Origin of the sequence: Microbacterium forte, assembly GCF_031885415.1 — a bacterium.
GTDB classification, from domain to species: Bacteria; Actinomycetota; Actinomycetes; order Actinomycetales; family Microbacteriaceae; genus Microbacterium; species Microbacterium forte.
Genome location: NZ_CP116871.1, coordinates 2,374,207 through 2,390,426 on the forward strand (window position 1 = coordinate 2,374,207; position 16,220 = coordinate 2,390,426).

Below are 16,220 nucleotides of genomic sequence, written 5' to 3' on the forward strand. Positions count from 1 at the left end.
CATGGCCAGCCTGATCGCCCAGGTGAAGAGCAAGCTCTTCATCCACTCGTCGCGCAAGTCGCTGCACGCGCTCGACGGCGCCTACGCGTCGCTGCTGCACGGCCGCAGCCTCGACTTCGAGGACCTGCGCAAGTACGAGTACGGCGATCAGGTGCGCGACATCGACTGGCGCGCCACGGCTCGGTTGGGCACCCCGCTGGTCAAGCGACACCGCGCGATGCGGATGCACACGATCCTGTTCGTGGTCGACACCGGACGCTCGATGGCCGCGCTCGCGCACGACGAGAAGTCGAAGAAGGACCTCGCGATCCTCGCCACCGGCGTGCTCGGCGTGCTCGCTCTTCGGCACGGAGACGACTTCTCGCTCGTCTACGGCGATTCCGACCGCATCCGCCGTCGCGCACCGGGTCGCAGCGAGGGCGCGCTCGAGCATGCCCTGCGCACGATCGATCAGTCGATCGACTCGAGCACGGCGTCGAGCGACCGAGACGCGCTCCTGTCTTACGTGACCCGCACGGTCTCACGGCGCATGATCGTCGTCGTCATCACCGACGAGGCGCCGGTCACGACGGAGACGGAGCGGATGCTGCGCCGACTGCGCGTGCAGCACGACGTGCTGTGGCTGACCGTGAGCGACGCCGACCCGGTGCTCGACCACGCGACGGGCACCATCCGCAGCGATGTCGACAGCATGTGGGAGGTGCCCGACTTCGTGCAGGGCGACCCCGACATCATCCGCGAGCTCGCGGCGCAGACCGAAGCCGACGCCGCGCGTCTGGCTGAGCTGCTCAAGCGCATGGAGATCAGCCACAGCGTTCTGGCAGGTCAGGACGACGCCGTCTCGCAGCTGCTGCAGCTGCTGAATCGGAGGTCGAATGCCCGGCTCTGATGAGCTCTACCCGCCGTTCCAATACGGCTGGGGATGGCTCCTGCTCGCCTTCGGAATCCTCCTGCTGCTGATCGCGGCGGCGTGGCTGATCGTCGCCCTGACGCGTCCGCGGCGTGACCTCACGCTGACGCGCGACGCCCAGGGACCGACCCTGCTCACGACCGACGTGCTCTCGCAGCTGAGGGTCGAGTACTTCGACCGCATCCAGCGCATCGAAGACGACTACCGCGCACGCGCGCTCTCGGCCCGCAACGCGAACCTCGAGCTCAGCCGGGTGGTGCGCACGTTCGTGAACGAATACAGCGGCCTCGAGGCGCCTGTGCTCGCCCTCGACGATCTCGTCGCTCGCGGAGTGCACCCCGCCCTGGTCGACGCCATGGGCCGCCATTACTATCCGAGCATCTTCCGACCGGGCCCTGCGATCGATCCGATCGCCGGCGCCGAGGCGGCCAGAACGGTGGTGCGCACATGGCACTAGCGAACGGGTGGCTCATCCTCGTCGCCGTCGGCGTCGTCGTGATCGCGATCGCGCTCGGCATCGTGATCGGTCTGCGCAGCACTGCGAAGACCGAGGCGCACGAGCGCGCTCGTGTCGCCCGAGCCGAGCGGCTGCGCGCGCTTCCGACCTTCCGGCAGGCGCTGAACCGACGAGTGCTGGCACTGTCGAGCGTCCTGCTGATCGGCGTGGTCGCGACCCTGGCCGCCGGAGTCGTCTCGGCGCGCCCGATGGCGTCACAGACCATCCAGCCCGTCAACACGAGCCGCGACATCATGCTGTGCCTCGACGTCTCGGGCTCGATGAGTGAGGTCGACGTCGAGGTGCTCACGGTCTTCGAAGAGCTGCTTGAGGATTTCGAGGGCGAGCGCATCGGCCTCACGATCTTCAACAGCTCGCCCGTGCAGATCTTCCCCCTGACCGATGACTACGAGTTCATCCGCGACCACCTGCAGAGCATCCGAGAGAGCTTCGAGTTCACCGAGTCGATCCCCGAGCACTGGGTCGGCACGCTCAACGGCAACGGCGCGTCGCTGATCGGCGACGGCCTTGCCGCGTGCGCGATGGCGTTCGACCACCCCGATGACGAGCGGTCGCGGTCGATCATCTTCGCGACCGACAACGAGGTCAACGGCGCCTCGATCGTGACTCTCGACGAGGCGGCGGCGTACGCCGATTCGAACGGGGTGCGGGTGTTCGCGCTCAACCCGGTTCAGGGCAAAGACGCCGACGTCAGCGCGGAGCTCGCGAAGGCCGCCGAAGCCACGGGTGGTGCCGCCTACGGTCTGCGCGACACGACCACCGTGAGCGACATCGTCGCGCAGGTGCAGGAGCAGGAGGCGGCCGCGCTGCAGGGTCAGGCGCAGGTCGTCTGGACCGACGCCCCGAACCTCTGGATCGTCGTGCTGATGATCTCGATGCTCTCGTTCATCGTCGTGCTCTGGAGGGTGAGACTGTGATCTTCCAGCCCGTGCTCAACGTCTTCCTCCTGGCGCTTCTCTGCGCGCCGGTGGCCGCTCTCGCCGTGATCGCGCTGGTCAAGGCCAAGGGACGCGACAAGGCCCTGTGGGCCATGCGGCTGGTCATGCTGCTCGCGTGCTTCGTCATGTTCCTGCGCCCGGGGATCCCCGGGGGTGCGACAGAGACCCTCGCCACCGACACCGACATCGTGCTCGTCGTCGACACGACCGCGAGCATCGTCGCCGAGGATTGGAACGGCGACGAGCCGCGCCTGGACGGCGTCCGCGCCGACGTGCAAGCCATCGTCGACGAGTACCCGGGCGCCCGCTTCGCCCTGATCACCTTCGACGCCTCGGCGGATCTGCGCATGCCGCTCACCACCGATACGACCGCGCTCGTCTCATCGCTCGAGGTGCTCCGCCCCGAGGTGACGAGCCAGTCGCGCGGCAGCTCGATCGGCATCGCCAACCAGCTGCTCACCGACACGCTGTCGAACGCGGCCGAGGCCTCACCCGACCGCTCGCGCATGGTGTTCTACTTCGGCGACGGCGAGCAGACGGTGACGTCGCCGCCCGAGCCGTTCGACGGCAGCGAGAAGCTCACGGACGCCGGCGCGGTGCTCGGCTACGGCACCGCCGAAGGCGGGCCGATGAGGCTCACCACCGGCGGCGTCGACGGCTCGTCGAGCGAGTACATCGAATATCAGGGGGCGAACGCGCTGTCGGTGATCGACGAGGCGAACCTCGAGGCGATCGCCGCGGATCTCGGCGTCGAGTACCAGCACCGCACGGCGGAGGCCGAGCTGACGCTGCCCGACGCTCCATCGACCACCACCAGCTACGCCGAGTCGGGTTCGGTCGGCACCGTGACCGAGCTGTACTGGATCGCCGCCCTCGTCGTCGTGGCGCTGCTCGGGGTGGAGCTCACGAGGGCGAGCATGCTCGTGGCCCGGCTGCGTCTGCTGCGAGCACCGTCGGCGTCGCCGCGCCGGAAGACACCGACCGGCGGAGGTGCCGCATGACCGATCTGTCGACCCAGGCGGGCGCGACGCCAGCCGTCAGCCCCGACGACCTGAAGGCGTCGGCCGCCGCTGCTCTGCTCGCCTCGAATCGCCGGCGGCGCAGCATCCGACGGTGGATCGCGATCGGCACCCTGCCCCTCGCGCTGGCGGCGCTGCTGTTCGTCGGCAAGATCCTCAGCATGTACGCGTTCGCGCACCAGTCGATCACCGCCTATGTGGCAGACGACTACGCGGGTTCCGAGGCATCGGCCCGAGGCCAGGAGTTCCTCAACTGGTTCGAGCCCTACAAGGCGCCGTTCAACGTGGGCACCGCTCTCGCCGGCGCCGAGAAGCTGCCGGAGGCGCGGGGGAAACTCGAGGAGTCGCTCGACCTCGCGACCGGCCTCGAGGTGTGCACGGTGCGCATCAACCTGGGACTGGTGCTCGAGCGCATGGGAGACGCGGCACGGGCCGACGGCGACGGTGCAGCAGCCGCAGAGTTCTACGGCGAAGCACTCACCCTGACGACCGAGACGCCGGAGGAATGCAACAGCGAAGAGGCCCAGGAGCAGTCGTCCGACCCTGACCGCGACATGCAGCAGAGCAAGGAAGACCTCGAAGACCGTCTGAAGCAGAAGCAGCAGAACGAGCAGCAGCCGCCCCCGGAGGAGCAGCAGGAGCAGGAGCCGCAGCCCTCGGAGGAGAAGCTCGAAGAGCTCGAGAAGAAGCTCGAGCAGGGCACGCAGGAGCGCGATCAGCAGCAGGGCGACGACGGCGGCGGCTCGGGGACGGACAAGCCATGGTGATGGATCACGAGAAGCAGCGGGCGCGCTACGTCGCCGGCTCCGAGGGTGCGCCACCCGTGCCGCCGCCCGGCGGCTATCGCAATGCACGCCGTCAGGCCGGCCCCGTCGTGCAGCATCCGGGCGCCCCGGCCATGTCGGGCACGGCGACCGCAGCCGAGGGCGCGTCGGAGGAGAAGAAGCCGGCGAACGCATTCGGCTGGGTCGCGCTCGTCGTCGGCATCCTCTTCGCTCTGATCCTGCTCATCACGCTGGCGGTCGGCGCCACCGACGCGCTCTACGGCGTGACGATGCTGGCCCTGCAGCTGGTGGTCGTCGCCGTCATCATCGGCGCGCTGTTCACCGCCCGTGGACGCACCCTGGGAGCCGTCGCCCTCGCGATCACCCTGATCTTCAACGTCGCCACGGTGGGCGGCATCGGCGCACTGCAGACCTCGGCCTCCGGCAGCTACGACGGCATGAAGACCGACGAGCAGAAGCACGAAGAGGCCTACCCGGGCATCAAGGGCACTGACCCGCAGGATGCGCTGCGGCAGCAGTCGCTCGAAGAGGTGCAGGCCGAGGCGGACAGCCTGTTCGCCGACATCCGCGAGCGCGTCACCGCCGAATACGGGTACGACTGGGTGCAGGTCGGCGACGAGGATCTGCGCCCCGAGCGCAACGGCTACGGCGGAGAGTCGATGCTCATCGAATACACCTCCGTCGGCTGGGCGACGACCGAGCCGATCCAGGACTACAGCCTCAAGCTCGAGGTCATGGCCACGATCGACGAGGTCGTCGCCGAGCACGGTCTGCCGTCGCTGTACTCGTTCAACGGCGAGTACTCGGGAATCGACCCGTCGATGATCGCGAAGCTCTACGGCAGCGAAGACCCCCGTGAACAGCACACGTGGGAGTACTACACCGAGAACTACCCCGATCCGATGCGCTTCTACGCGAACATCTTCGACCTCTCGAACGACCCGTCCGGCGACTTCCTGAAGACCCGGGAGGCGCAGAACGCCCGCACCGGAGAACCGCTCGAGGGGCTGCAGATGGTCGTCATCGCGAGCGCAGTGCTCAGCGAGGCCGACCGCGCCGAGTTCGAGGAGAAGCTGCAGGAGTACCCCGGGTTCTGAGTCCCGGTGGGCAGGTCGCGCGTCCGACCCGCCCTTCAGCCGGAGAGCGAGAACAGCATGCGCGCCAGCACGTAGCGGGCGTGCCCGCGCGACGACCTCGGGTCGTAGCCGAGGATGCCGATCAGCGCGGTGAGGCGGTCCTGCACGCTGGAGTGGTGGCGCCCCAGGCGCACGGCTGCGGCACGCACGCTCAGCTCGTCGACCACGGCGTCGAGCAGTTCCCGACTGCGGGCGTCGAGGCGCGCGAGCGCAGCAGCATCCGGATGCACGTCGCCGGACTCCGCGGCCGTGGCGATCAGGAGCAGGGCACCCAGGTCGTCTGCGGCCACCACGGGTTCGGAGGCGGTGCTCAGACGCGCGGCGATCAGTGCCTCCGCCCACGACTCGGGGAGGTGCTCTCCGGGCCCCGCGGTTCCGATGCCCAGACGCAGGCCTGTCGCGTCCGTCCACACCCGATCCACGGGCGCTCCCTCGACGACGATCGTCGCCCTCGTCAAGCCGTGTCTGGTCGCGACCACGACGGAGGGATGCTGCGGCAGCGGCGCGGGGTCGGGCGGCGAGGCCACGACCGCCACCGGAAGGACCGGAATCCTGAGCCTCGCCAGTGCCGAGACGCGCTCCCCCTCGCTCGCGAACTCGCTGATCGCCAGTTCCACGGCGCTCCCCGCGTCGCCTGCGCGGCGGGCACGGAGGATGCCGAGCGCCAGCGTGAGGCGCTCGAGGATCATCGCGTCATTCGTGTGCGGGTCCCCCTCGCGCTCGATCCAGGCGACGGCCTCCGGGCCGCTCTCACGCAGCATCCACCTGTCACCGGGGTCGATCGGGTCGATGCGCACCCCGTCGGCGCGCACCCGGATGATCTGTCGGGCGTCGCGCTGCCCCACGGTGGCACCGCTCAGCACGGCGGCCCCGCGCAGCATGCTCTCGACGCCGACTGCACGGGCGATGAGCGTGTCGAAGTAGGAGACGACCTTGAGGGTCTCGCTCGCATCCGGGTCGAGGGCGGTGAGCCGCCCCAGCAGATCTTGCATGTCGGGCTCCATCGCGCGGGGCTTCCACCCTACGGGTTCATCGACCGAGCCCGTAGGGTGCCGAAGGTCACCCGAGCAGCCGGTTCACCCAGTCGTCGCGGGCGGCCAGCATCGCCTGCGCGACGGCCGTGTGCGGAGCGAACATGTCGAAGCCGTGGAACCCGCCGGCCCATACGTGCAGCTCGGCCTGCACGCCGGCCGCCCACAGCCTGGTCGCGTAGTCGACGTCCTCGTCGCGGAACACCTCGGCGCTTCCGCAGTCGATGAAGGCGGGCGGAAGACCGGTCAGGTCCGTGGCGCGCGCCGGAGCCGCATAGATCGAGACGTCATCGGTGCCCTTGCGTCCGCCGAGGAGGGCGGTCCACCCGGTGATGTTCGACCCGCGGTCCCACACGCCGATCCCGTCGATCTGCCTGGTCGAAACACTTTCATCGCGGTCGTCGAGCATGGGGTAGATCAGCAGCTGACCGATGAGCCCGGGGCCGCGGCGGTCCCGCGCGAGCAGGGTCGTTCCCGCGGCCAGGCCGCCACCGGCACTCCCCCCACCGATCAGGAGGCGGTTCGGATCGATGCCCAGCTCTGCAGCGTTCTCGGCCGTCCACACCAGACCCGCGTAGCAGTCCTCGACCGGGTACGGATCGGGGAACTCCGGAGCAAGCCGGTACTCGACTGTCACGATCACGCCGTTGAAGCGCTCCGCCCAGTCGAGGAAGCCCACGACGCCGAGCCAGCGGTTGCCGATGATCATGCCGCCGCCGTGCGTGTGGAAGAAGCCAGGACCCGTGCCGGTGCGACCCGCCTTCTCGACCACCGAGACGACGATCTCGTCGCCCTCGTGACCCGCGATGGTCACGTCGCGGCGCGTGAAGCCCCGCTCGTCGAGCACGGTGAAGATCTCGTCCTCGCCGCTCACGGGAGACTGGCGCAGCAGGGGAATCATCTCGGCAGTCAGGGTCGACGGCAGCGTGTCTGCGACCAGCGCGAGTGCGGCCTCCAGTTCGGGGTCGAACGGAGGGCGAAGGGTTGTTTCGGTCATCAGAACTCCTTTGTTCTCGGCCGCGGTCATGTCGGCGTCCCGCCAGCCTCCCGGAGGTCGCACCCGAGCGTAACCCGCCAGACGGGGCCGTTCTGCGGCCGTGAAGCCGCCGGATGGCGGGCGGCCGCACCGGCAGCGGCAGCCTTGACCCGCTCTCAGCTCGCGAGCGACAGCCCGGCGGCGAGCGCGAAGCCGAGCACGGTCGCGAGCCCCGTCACCTGCTTGGCCTTCTGCTGAGCGTCGGGAACCATCGAGTCGACGAGCATCACGAGCAGCGCACCGGCCGCGAAGCCGCTCGCGCCCGCTCTGAAATCGTCGCCGGTGCTGCTCGCGAGGGCGAAGCCGGCGACGGTCGCGAGTGCGCAGATCACCGAGATGCCGGCCCAGAGCAGCAGCACGCGCGACTTGGCCATGCCGCCCTTGAGCAGGTCGGCGGCCGAGCCGATCGACTCGGGCAGGTTCGAGACCACGATCGCCACGACGAGGGCGATGCTCACCGGCTCACCGGAGGCCAGACCGATTCCCAGCACGAGCTGTTCGGGGATGCCGTCGAGCAGAGCGCCCAGCGCGAGCGGGACGCCCGCGCCGCTGTCCTTCGACTTCGCCGCTCGCGCATCGAGGATCCGGTCGGCGATGAAGTACGCGAGGGCTCCCGCGACGACGCCGACGATCAGGGGGATGGGGCCCGCGAGATCGAGCCCCTCCTCCCACAGCTCGAACGCGATGGACGCCATGAGGGCGCCCGCGCCGAAGCCGAGCACGATGCCCAGCCACCGCGGTGGCCAGGTGCGCAGCAGGGCGAGGATCGCGCCGACGATGAGGGGCGACGCGGCGACCGCGCCCCACAGGATCGCTCCGCCCATGCCGTCCTCCTTCACGGACACTCTGCCACCACCGTCGCGGAATGTGCAGAGGAGGGGGCTCACACGCGCGCGCGTCGGATCCCTCCTCCGCTCACTCGACCGTCACGCGATGGATGCCGAGGTCGGTGCGACCGGGGAGCAGATCCGCTCGGAGGGCTCGGGTGCCGTGATAGTCGCCGTCGCGCAGCCGTCGGTAGGGATGGCTCGGTGACTCGTCGCCGAGCCCCGAGAGCCGTTCGACCAGGCGCGCGCTCTCGTGATCGATGCCCGCCGCGTCCATTCCGTCCGCATCGTGGACGACATGCAGGTCGAGCGGCTCGATGCCCGTGTACCAGAGGGTTCCGTGGGTGAGCGGGAACATCAGCGAGTCCAGATCGCCGCTGATCCCCCGTTCCCCGATGGACCGGTCGTCCTCCCCTGCCGTGACGATCACGAGGGCCCGGCGCCCCGCGAGAAGCCCCTCGCCGTACCGCAGCGGAAGACCGGTCTGCGCGTCGACCGGTCCGTACGCGAACCCGTTGGTGAGCACGCGGTCGAACCACCCCTTCAGGATCGCCGGCGGGCCGTACCACCACAGCGGGAACTGGAGCACGACGAGATCTGCGGCCCCCAGCTTGCGCTGTTCCTCGCTCACATCCGCCGGCAGCTGCCCCGCGGCGAACGCCTCGCCCATGAGATCGACGACGTTGCCCTCCCTGCCGTGGGGCTCGCCGAGGTCCTGGGCGGCGAGGACGGGGTCGAACCGCTGAGCATACAGATCGGTGATCTCGACGTCGTGGTCGCGCGAGAGGGCTTCGACTCCGTCGCGGAACAGTCGGGCGTTGAAGGAGTTCTCCTGCGGGTGGGCATAGATCCAGTGGACGGTCGGGCGTGATGCGGACACGGATGGCCTTTCTTCAGTGGGAGACGGGGTGGCGAGCCGTGCGCCGCCACAGCGGCAGGAGTGCGGCGGCGACGACCGCCCCGGCTGCGATGAGGAGGGCGACGACGAATCCGCGAGACCCGGCGATCACGGCGATCGTGCCGAGCACCGCGATGCCGAGACCGCCGCCGAGGGCGAAGCCGACCTCCTGGATCGCCCCCACCTGACCGGCGTCGTCTTCGGTCGTCACGTCGAAGAGCGTGGTCGCGGCGAGCGTCGCCGCGACCCCGAATCCCCCTCCGATCAGCACGAGCGGGATCGCGACGAGATCGACCCCGGTCGACAGCCAGATGAGCCCCGCGCCCTGCACGACGAGAGCGAGCACCGTGAGCGTGGGTGAGCTCAGCCACCGCAGGAGCAAAGGGGCCAGCACCCCTCCGAGCGCGATCGCCACAGCCTGCGGGAGAATCGCGATTCCGGCCTCGGCCGCGCTGAAGCCCCTGGCATCCTGCAGGTGCAGGCTCACCAGGAGAACGGATGCCGTCGACACTCCGCCGCTCGCCACGATGCGCACGATGGCGGGGCTGAAACCGGGTACGCGGAAGAGCCGCATGTCGATGAGCGGTTCGGCGAGGGTGCGCTGCCGGCGGATGAAGAACACGAGCGTGCCGACCGCGACCACTCCGGCGATGCCCGCGGCGAGGGGAGCGGCGAGCACCTCATGCAGGGCGAAGACGAGGGCGCCGAGCGCGACGATCGACGACAGGATGCTGAGGATGTCCCACGACGGCCGTCGCGAGCTGCGGGAGTCGGGCACGAGCCAGATCGCGAGCGCACCGGCGACGACCGCGAGCGGCACACTCCCCAGCAGCAGCCATCGCCACCCCGGACCCTCCGTGACGAGGCCCCCGAGCACGGGGCCGAGTGCGCTGCCCGCGCCGAATGTCGCGGTCCACATTCCATAGGCCAGCACTCGCTGTCGCGCGTGATAGTGCGCGCCGATCGTGGCGACGACGCCGGCCACGACGAAGGCCTCGGCGACGCCGAGGAGCGCGCGGATGACGATCAGCAGCATCCCGTCCTGGGCGAACCCGCCCACCAGGTTGAGCACGGCGAAGCCCGCGAGGCCTGCGAGCACGATGCGCTTGCGCCCGAACGCATCGCCGATCCGGGCGGCGATGATCAGGGTCGCCGCCAACGAAAGCGCGTAGACGTCGACGAGCCACAGGGCACCGCTGTCGATGAGGGTGAGGTCGCCGCGGATCGCGGGCAGCGCGGTCGACATGCTGCTGATCGCGAGCGCCCCGATCAGGATGCCGAGAAGCAGCGGGATCATGGCGAGCCACGGATGCATGGCCGTGCGCGGACGAGCGGATGCCGCAGGGATCGAGAAGGTCACCGCCTCAGTCTCGTGGGCGAGTACACTTCAGGCAAGTACGGTCATTCAGGGTACATAGTGACCATTTGGATACCATGGCGAGAACGGAAGGCGGATCCCATGAGGGAGAAGACGGAGCGCATCGTCCGCGAGTGGGGCGACGCGTGCGACGCGGAGGTCTCGATCGCGGTGCTCGGCGGGGCCTGGAAGCCCAGCATCCTGAGCCTGCTCGGCGAGCATGAGGTGCTGCGATTCGGCGAGCTCAGCAGGTTGCTCGACGAGCCGACCGCTCGCGTGCTCACCCGCCAGCTGCGTGAGCTCGAAGACGACGGGCTGCTCATCCGCACGGTGTACCGCCAGGTGCCACCCAAGGTCGAATACCGGCTGAGCGACCTCGGTCGGGGGTCGATGCCCCTCGTCGACGCGCTCACCGCCTGGGGCGGTCGGTATGCGGCTCACCAGCGAGGCGAGCTCGAACGGCTCGCCGCCGAACCCGAGACGCTCGACGCCGCCGTCGCGCGCTGACTCTCCTTCCCGTCCGAAACAGCCGACACGCCGCCGATAGACTGGGAAGCATGTCCAAGGTCCTCCAGTCACTTCCCGTCGGCGAGCGCGTCGGCATCGCCTTCTCCGGAGGACTCGACACCTCCGTCGCCGTCGCCTGGATGCGCGACAAGGGTGCCGTCCCCTACACGTACACCGGCGACCTCGGGCAGTACGACGAAGACGACATCGAGTCGATCCCCGGTCGCGCTCTCGAATACGGCGCCGAGGCCTCGCGTCTGGTCGACTGCAAGACCGCCCTGGTCGAAGAGGGTCTCGTCGCACTGTCGTGCGGCGCCTTCCACATCCGCTCGGGCGGACGCACCTACTTCAACACGACGCCCCTCGGTCGCGCCGTCACCGGCACGCTGCTCGTGCGCGCCATGAAGGAAGACGGCGTCGACATCTGGGGCGACGGCTCGACCTACAAGGGCAACGACATCGAGAGGTTCTACCGCTACGGCCTGCTGGCCAACCCGCGCCTGCGCGTGTACAAGCCCTGGCTCGACGCCGACTTCGTCACCGAGCTCGGCGGCCGCAAGGAGATGAGCGAATGGCTCGTCGCCCATGACTTCCCCTACCGCGACTCTGTCGAGAAGGCGTACTCGACCGACGCCAACATCTGGGGTGCCACGCATGAGGCCAAGACCCTCGAGCACCTGGACGTCTCGCTCGAGACGGTCGACCCGATCATGGGTGTGAAGTTCTGGGACCCTTCCGTCGCGATCGAGACCGAAGACGTCTCCGTCACGTTCGAGGCCGGACGCCCGGTCGCCATCAACGGCGTCGAGTACACCGACCCGGTGGCCCTCGTGATGGAGGCCAACACGATCGGCGGGCGCCACGGCCTCGGCATGAGCGACCAGATCGAGAACCGCATCATCGAGGCGAAGTCGCGCGGCATCTACGAGGCTCCGGCCATGGCGCTGCTCTTCATCGCCTACGAGCGCCTCGTCAACGGCATCCTGAACGAGGACACCCTCGCGACCTACCACGAGCAGGGTCGCCGTCTCGGTCGCCTCATGTACGAGGGACGCTGGCTCGAGCCGCAGTCGCTCATGCTCCGCGAGTCGATCCAGCGCTGGGTCGGCCTCACGATCTCGGGCACCGTCACGATCCGCCTGCGCCGCGGAGACGACTGGACGATCCTCGACACCACGTCGCCCAACCTGTCGTACGGCCCCGAGAAGCTCTCGATGGAGCGTGTCGGCGACGCTGCGTTCGGCCCGGTCGACCGCATCGGACAGCTCACGATGCGCAACCTCGACATCGCCGACTCGCGCTCGCGCCTCGAGCAGTATGCGGGCCTCGGCCTCATCGGCGGCGCGACCGGCGAGCTCGTCGGACGCGTCACGGCCGGCGAATCGGGCGAGATCACGGGTTCCGTCGAGGAGGTCGACGAGAACCTCGCCGATGCGGTCGACAACGCATCCGAGGGTGCGGCGTTCGACTCCGGACTCGACTGATCTGACGGTTTCAGAGAGGGGGCGGATGCTGCGGCATCCGCCCCCTTTTGCGTGTGCTCGGCGGTTCGGCGTTCACAATTCAGCATGAGCGTCGGGCTAGGACGCTGGATCGTGCTGGTAGAGGCTCTGAGCGGCGATCCGTGCTGAGTTGTGAACGCCCACTGTTCAGACCCTGTGAGTCCTTCGAGTTATCTTGCACACTGCTGTGCACTATACGTAGAATGGCCGCATGACCACCCGTGCTCCCCGCCGTGACTCCGTCGAGAATCGCGCCGGAATCCTCGATGCGGCCCGAGCGACCCTCGCGACCGACCCGCGCGCATCGATCGACGTCATCGCCCGCAGCGCCGGTCTGTCGCGCCGCACCCTCTACGGCCACTTCGACGACCGAGAGGCCCTGATCCGCGAGCTGATCTCGGTCGGAGCGCAGCGCTTCAACGCGATCGCCGAGTCCGTCACCGACACCGACTCGCGCATCGCGCTCGCCCGCCTCGCCGCACGACTCTGGCAGGAGGCCGCGCACGTGCAGGTCGCCGCGGCGCTCGCGCTCGACGAAGCCCACGTGCAGCACACCGCCGACGCTCTCGCCCCTCTGCGCCGCACCGTCGCCGCCCTCGCACGGCGCGGGCAGGAAGACGGCAGCTTCCGCACCGACCTCCCCGCCCCGACCCTCGCCCGTCTCATCGAAGAGGTCGCGCGCACGGTCGTCTCGCGCACGGATGCCCACAGCGCCGGCGCGGCCGGGCTCGCCGTGCGCACGCTGCTCAGCATCGCCGGGCTCTCGTGGCGCGAGGCCGACGAACTGCTGGCAGCACACCCGGACATCGTCGAATCGCAGGAGGTCAGCGCGTGAGAGTCACTCTGCACGAGGTGAGCAAAGGGCGCGGCGGGCAGTCGCTGCCGACGACGAGCCTCGAGTTCCACAGCGGTGCGGTGCGCTTCGCCCTCGCCGAGACCGAGCAGCGACCGACCGTTCTCGGCCTGATCGCCAGCGGACGGATGCGGCCCGACACCGGACGCGTGACGATCGACGGCGACTCGAACAACAAGGCGCTGCGCCGCACGATCGCGTTGGTCGACGCCCCCGACGTCAGCGACCCGCATCCCGACATCACCCTCGCCGGCGTGGTGGGCGAAGAGCTCATGTTCGCCGGGGTCGGCGCGACCCCGCTGCACGCTCGTCGGTGGCTGAATCAGCTCGGATTCGGCGAGCTCGCCGGTGTGCCGATCGGCAACGTCGACCCGGCCGCGCGGGTGCGCATCCTGTGCGAACTCGCGATCCTCCGCGAGGGCACCGAAGGCATCGTGCTCGTCGCGCCCGACCGTCACGGCGGCAGCCCGGACGGCTGGTGGCGCATCGCGTCGGAGTTCGCCGACCGCGGCTACGCCATGCTCGTCGTCATCGGCGGATCCGCTGCGGTCGCCCTCGAACGGATGCACGAACTCGAGGCGATCAACGCCTCCGGTCCGATCCAGCCCCTCGTGCTCGACCGCCCGGGCGACGCGGCATCCGCGTCCGAGTCCGAATCCGCATCCGCATCCGCATCCGCATCCGCATCCGCATCCGACGAGCACTCGACCACCGACGCGGAGCCGGAGAGCCCAGACGGCCTGCCCGCGGTGCCGCCTTTCGATGACGAATATGCCGAGGAGGATTCCCCCGCGGGTGCCGACCCCGGCTCGGCGAGCGAGAACGCCGACGCCGAACACCGCGAAACGCCCGACGCAGACACAAACACAGACCCAGACACAGACCCAGACCCAGACCCAGACGCAGACACAGAAGAGAACGGAGGCGAGCGATGAAGGTTCCCGCCATGATCGCCGCCGAGCTGCGGCGGCTCACCGCGAGCAAGATGGGCATCATCGCCCTGATCGCGCTCGTGTGCGTGCCGATCCTCTACGGCGGCCTGTACCTCTGGGCCAACCAGGACCCGTATGCGAAGTTCCCCGAGGTGCCTGTGGCACTTGTCGTCGACGATGCCGGGGCCCCTGCCCCCACCACGGGAACGGAGGCCGAGACCGGCGAGACCGTCAACTACGGCGAGGACGTCGCCGAGAACCTCATCGACGGCAACGCCTTCGACTGGCAGCGCATGTCCGCCGACGAGGCCGCAGACGCGTTGCGCGAGGGCACGGTCGACTTCACCGTGACGATCCCTGACGATTTCTCTTCGGCGTTGACCTCGGCCGCAGGCGACGACCCGCACCAGGCGCGCATCGAACTCGAGACCAACGACGCGAACAACTACCTCGCGTCGAGCATGGGCACTCAGGCGGTCGAGAAGATCCGCAGCTCGGTGGCCGAGATGGTCGGCAGCGAGGCGGCAGAGCGCCTGCTCACCGGACTCAGCGACGTGCGAGACAACCTCGTCACCGCCGCCGACGGGGCGAGCCAGCTCACCGACGGTGCCAACACCGCGGCGACCGGCAGCGCCACACTCGCCGACGGCACGTCTCAGCTCGCCGACGGCACGTCTCAGCTCGCGGGTGGCGCGTCTGAGCTCGCCGGTGGCGCGTCTCAGCTCGCCGGCGGAGCGGCGACTCTCGCCTCGGGTGCTCAGCAGGTCAGCGACGGCAACCGGCAACTGGCCGACGTCGCAGACCGCGCCGGGTCTGCCGTGCAGCAGGCGACGGATGCCCTGCCGCAGGCACGCCAGGACATCGCGACGGTGCTCACAGATCAGGGCCTGACGCAGGAGGAGATCGATCGGGTGCTGTCCACCCTCGATCCGCTCGGCACCCGCCTCGAAGAGGGCAACGCCACCGTGCAGAACGCGGTCGACAAGGTCGACCAGCTCGCCGCCGGAGCCGAGTCGGTGGCATCCGGTGCCTCGCAGCTCGCCAGCGGCACGCAGACGCTCGCCAGTGGCGCCCAGACCCTCGCCGGCGGCGCGCAGACCGTCGCCACGGGCGCGGCGGCGGCGAGGGACGGCGCGGCCCAGCTGCGCGACGGACTCGGCACCCTCGCGTCGGGCACGGCCGAGCTGCGCGACGGGCTGTCCGACGGGGTGGAGCAGATCCCCGCGTCGACTCCCGACCTGCGCGCGCTGCAGGCCGACACGATTGCGGATCCCGTCAAGGTCTCGAGCGACAAGGTGGCGTCGGCCGAGGACTACGGCGCGGGCCTCGCCCCGTTCTTCGCCGCGCTGTCGGCCTGGATCGGCATCTACGCGCTGTTCCTCATCGTCAAGCCGATCTCCCGCCGCGCCGTGACGGCGCTGCACTCCCCCATCCGGGTGACTCTGGCCGGATGGCTGACACCGGCGATGCTGGGCGCGGTGCAGATGGTCGGGCTCATGGGCATCCTCGCGATCACCCTGGGCTTCACGTTCAACAACCCCATCGGCACTCTGGGTGTGATGATCCTCGCATCAGCGACGTTCGCGGCGATCATCCTCACGCTGAACGTCTGGCTGGGCTCGGTCGGCCAGTTCCTGGGTCTCGTGCTCATGGTGCTGCAGCTCGTCACCGCCGGCGGCACCTTCCCCTGGCAGACTCTGCCCGCTCCACTGGCCGCACTGCACCACGTGCTGCCGCTCGGCTACGTCGTCGATGCCATGCGACAGCTCATGTACGGGGGCGATCTCGGCAGAGCCGGATGGGATCTGGTGGTGCTGGGGATCTGGCTGGTCGGCGCTCTGCTGCTCGCCGCCATCGGGGTGACGCGCATGACGCACCGGCGCACGCTGCGCGATCTGCAGCCGAGCCTCATCGGCTGACGCCGCGTGGCGGGGCGAGAAGTTCCCCCGCCACGCGTCGTCGTTGTGGGTAG

General features: G+C 69.4%; 16 protein-coding genes. 11 read left to right on the top strand and 5 right to left on the bottom strand.

Annotated features, from left to right (window positions below; genetic code table 11):
• Position 1: 1 nt before the first annotated feature.
• From OB895_RS11395 to OB895_RS11420, 6 genes are read left to right on the top strand one after another with little or no spacing between them, the layout of a single operon-like run.
• On the top strand, positions 2 to 889 hold the full coding sequence (locus OB895_RS11395; protein WP_079111935.1) for a DUF58 domain-containing protein: 888 nt from the start codon (positions 2 to 4) through the stop codon (positions 887 to 889).
• Positions 876 to 1,367 carry a hypothetical protein gene (locus tag OB895_RS11400; RefSeq protein WP_042540375.1) on the top strand — a complete coding sequence of 164 codons (492 nt, stop codon included), beginning with the start codon at positions 876 to 878 and terminating at the stop codon, positions 1,365 to 1,367. The genes OB895_RS11395 and OB895_RS11400 overlap by 14 nt, the downstream gene beginning before the upstream one ends.
• Positions 1,358 to 2,344, top strand: a complete 987-nt coding sequence (locus OB895_RS11405; RefSeq protein WP_042540373.1) for a vWA domain-containing protein — start codon at positions 1,358 to 1,360, stop codon at positions 2,342 to 2,344. The genes OB895_RS11400 and OB895_RS11405 overlap by 10 nt, the downstream gene beginning before the upstream one ends.
• Positions 2,341 to 3,366: a vWA domain-containing protein gene (locus OB895_RS11410; protein WP_042540371.1), complete on the top strand. Its 1,026-nt coding sequence runs from the start codon at positions 2,341 to 2,343 to the stop codon at positions 3,364 to 3,366. Before OB895_RS11405 ends, OB895_RS11410 begins: the two co-directional genes overlap by 4 nt.
• Positions 3,363 to 4,151, top strand: a complete 789-nt coding sequence (locus tag OB895_RS11415) for a hypothetical protein (protein WP_042540369.1) — start codon at positions 3,363 to 3,365, stop codon at positions 4,149 to 4,151. Before OB895_RS11410 ends, OB895_RS11415 begins: the two co-directional genes overlap by 4 nt.
• The gene (locus OB895_RS11420) at positions 4,145 to 5,266 is read left to right on the top strand and encodes a hypothetical protein (protein ID WP_042540367.1); all 1,122 of its coding nucleotides are present in this window, start codon (positions 4,145 to 4,147) and stop codon (positions 5,264 to 5,266) included. The genes OB895_RS11415 and OB895_RS11420 overlap by 7 nt, the downstream gene beginning before the upstream one ends.
• A gap of 35 nt (positions 5,267 to 5,301) precedes the next feature.
• Here OB895_RS11420 and OB895_RS11425 read toward each other — a convergent pair whose 3' ends face one another.
• From OB895_RS11425 to OB895_RS11445, 5 genes are all read right to left on the bottom strand, one after another.
• Positions 5,302 to 6,297: a CdaR family protein gene (locus OB895_RS11425; protein WP_228385616.1), complete on the bottom strand. Its 996-nt coding sequence runs from the start codon at positions 6,295 to 6,297 to the stop codon at positions 5,302 to 5,304.
• Between the two features lie 67 nt (positions 6,298 to 6,364).
• Positions 6,365 to 7,333, bottom strand: a complete 969-nt coding sequence (locus OB895_RS11430; protein ID WP_079111933.1) for an alpha/beta hydrolase — start codon at positions 7,331 to 7,333, stop codon at positions 6,365 to 6,367.
• 155 nt (positions 7,334 to 7,488) lie between these two features.
• Positions 7,489 to 8,196 (bottom strand): ZIP family metal transporter, encoded by a 708-nt coding sequence (locus tag OB895_RS11435; protein WP_079111932.1) that lies wholly within the window; start codon positions 8,194 to 8,196, stop codon positions 7,489 to 7,491.
• A gap of 91 nt (positions 8,197 to 8,287) precedes the next feature.
• A complete protein-coding gene (locus OB895_RS11440; protein ID WP_311877721.1) occupies positions 8,288 to 9,079 on the bottom strand; it encodes an NAD(P)H-dependent oxidoreductase in 792 nt (263 codons plus the stop codon).
• A 13-nt stretch (positions 9,080 to 9,092) separates the two neighbouring features.
• Positions 9,093 to 10,457, bottom strand: coding sequence for an MFS transporter (locus OB895_RS11445; RefSeq protein ID WP_079111930.1), 1,365 nt, complete (start codon positions 10,455 to 10,457; stop codon positions 9,093 to 9,095).
• A 99-nt stretch (positions 10,458 to 10,556) separates the two neighbouring features.
• Here OB895_RS11445 and OB895_RS11450 point away from each other — a divergent pair, with 99 nt between their 5' ends.
• From OB895_RS11450 to OB895_RS11470, 5 genes are all read left to right on the top strand, one after another.
• Positions 10,557 to 10,961, top strand: a complete 405-nt coding sequence (locus OB895_RS11450) for a winged helix-turn-helix transcriptional regulator (protein WP_079111929.1) — start codon at positions 10,557 to 10,559, stop codon at positions 10,959 to 10,961.
• 50 nt (positions 10,962 to 11,011) lie between these two features.
• The gene (argG, locus tag OB895_RS11455) at positions 11,012 to 12,445 is read left to right on the top strand and encodes an argininosuccinate synthase (protein ID WP_042540357.1); all 1,434 of its coding nucleotides are present in this window, start codon (positions 11,012 to 11,014) and stop codon (positions 12,443 to 12,445) included.
• A gap of 229 nt (positions 12,446 to 12,674) precedes the next feature.
• A complete protein-coding gene (locus OB895_RS11460; RefSeq protein WP_042540355.1) occupies positions 12,675 to 13,298 on the top strand; it encodes a TetR/AcrR family transcriptional regulator in 624 nt (207 codons plus the stop codon).
• Positions 13,295 to 14,251, top strand: coding sequence for a hypothetical protein (locus OB895_RS11465; protein ID WP_311877722.1), 957 nt, complete (start codon positions 13,295 to 13,297; stop codon positions 14,249 to 14,251). The genes OB895_RS11460 and OB895_RS11465 overlap by 4 nt, the downstream gene beginning before the upstream one ends.
• Entirely contained in the window at positions 14,248 to 16,167 is a 1,920-nt protein-coding gene (locus OB895_RS11470; RefSeq protein WP_311877724.1) for a YhgE/Pip family protein, read from the top strand. Before OB895_RS11465 ends, OB895_RS11470 begins: the two co-directional genes overlap by 4 nt.
• Positions 16,168 to 16,220 lie beyond the last annotated feature (53 nt).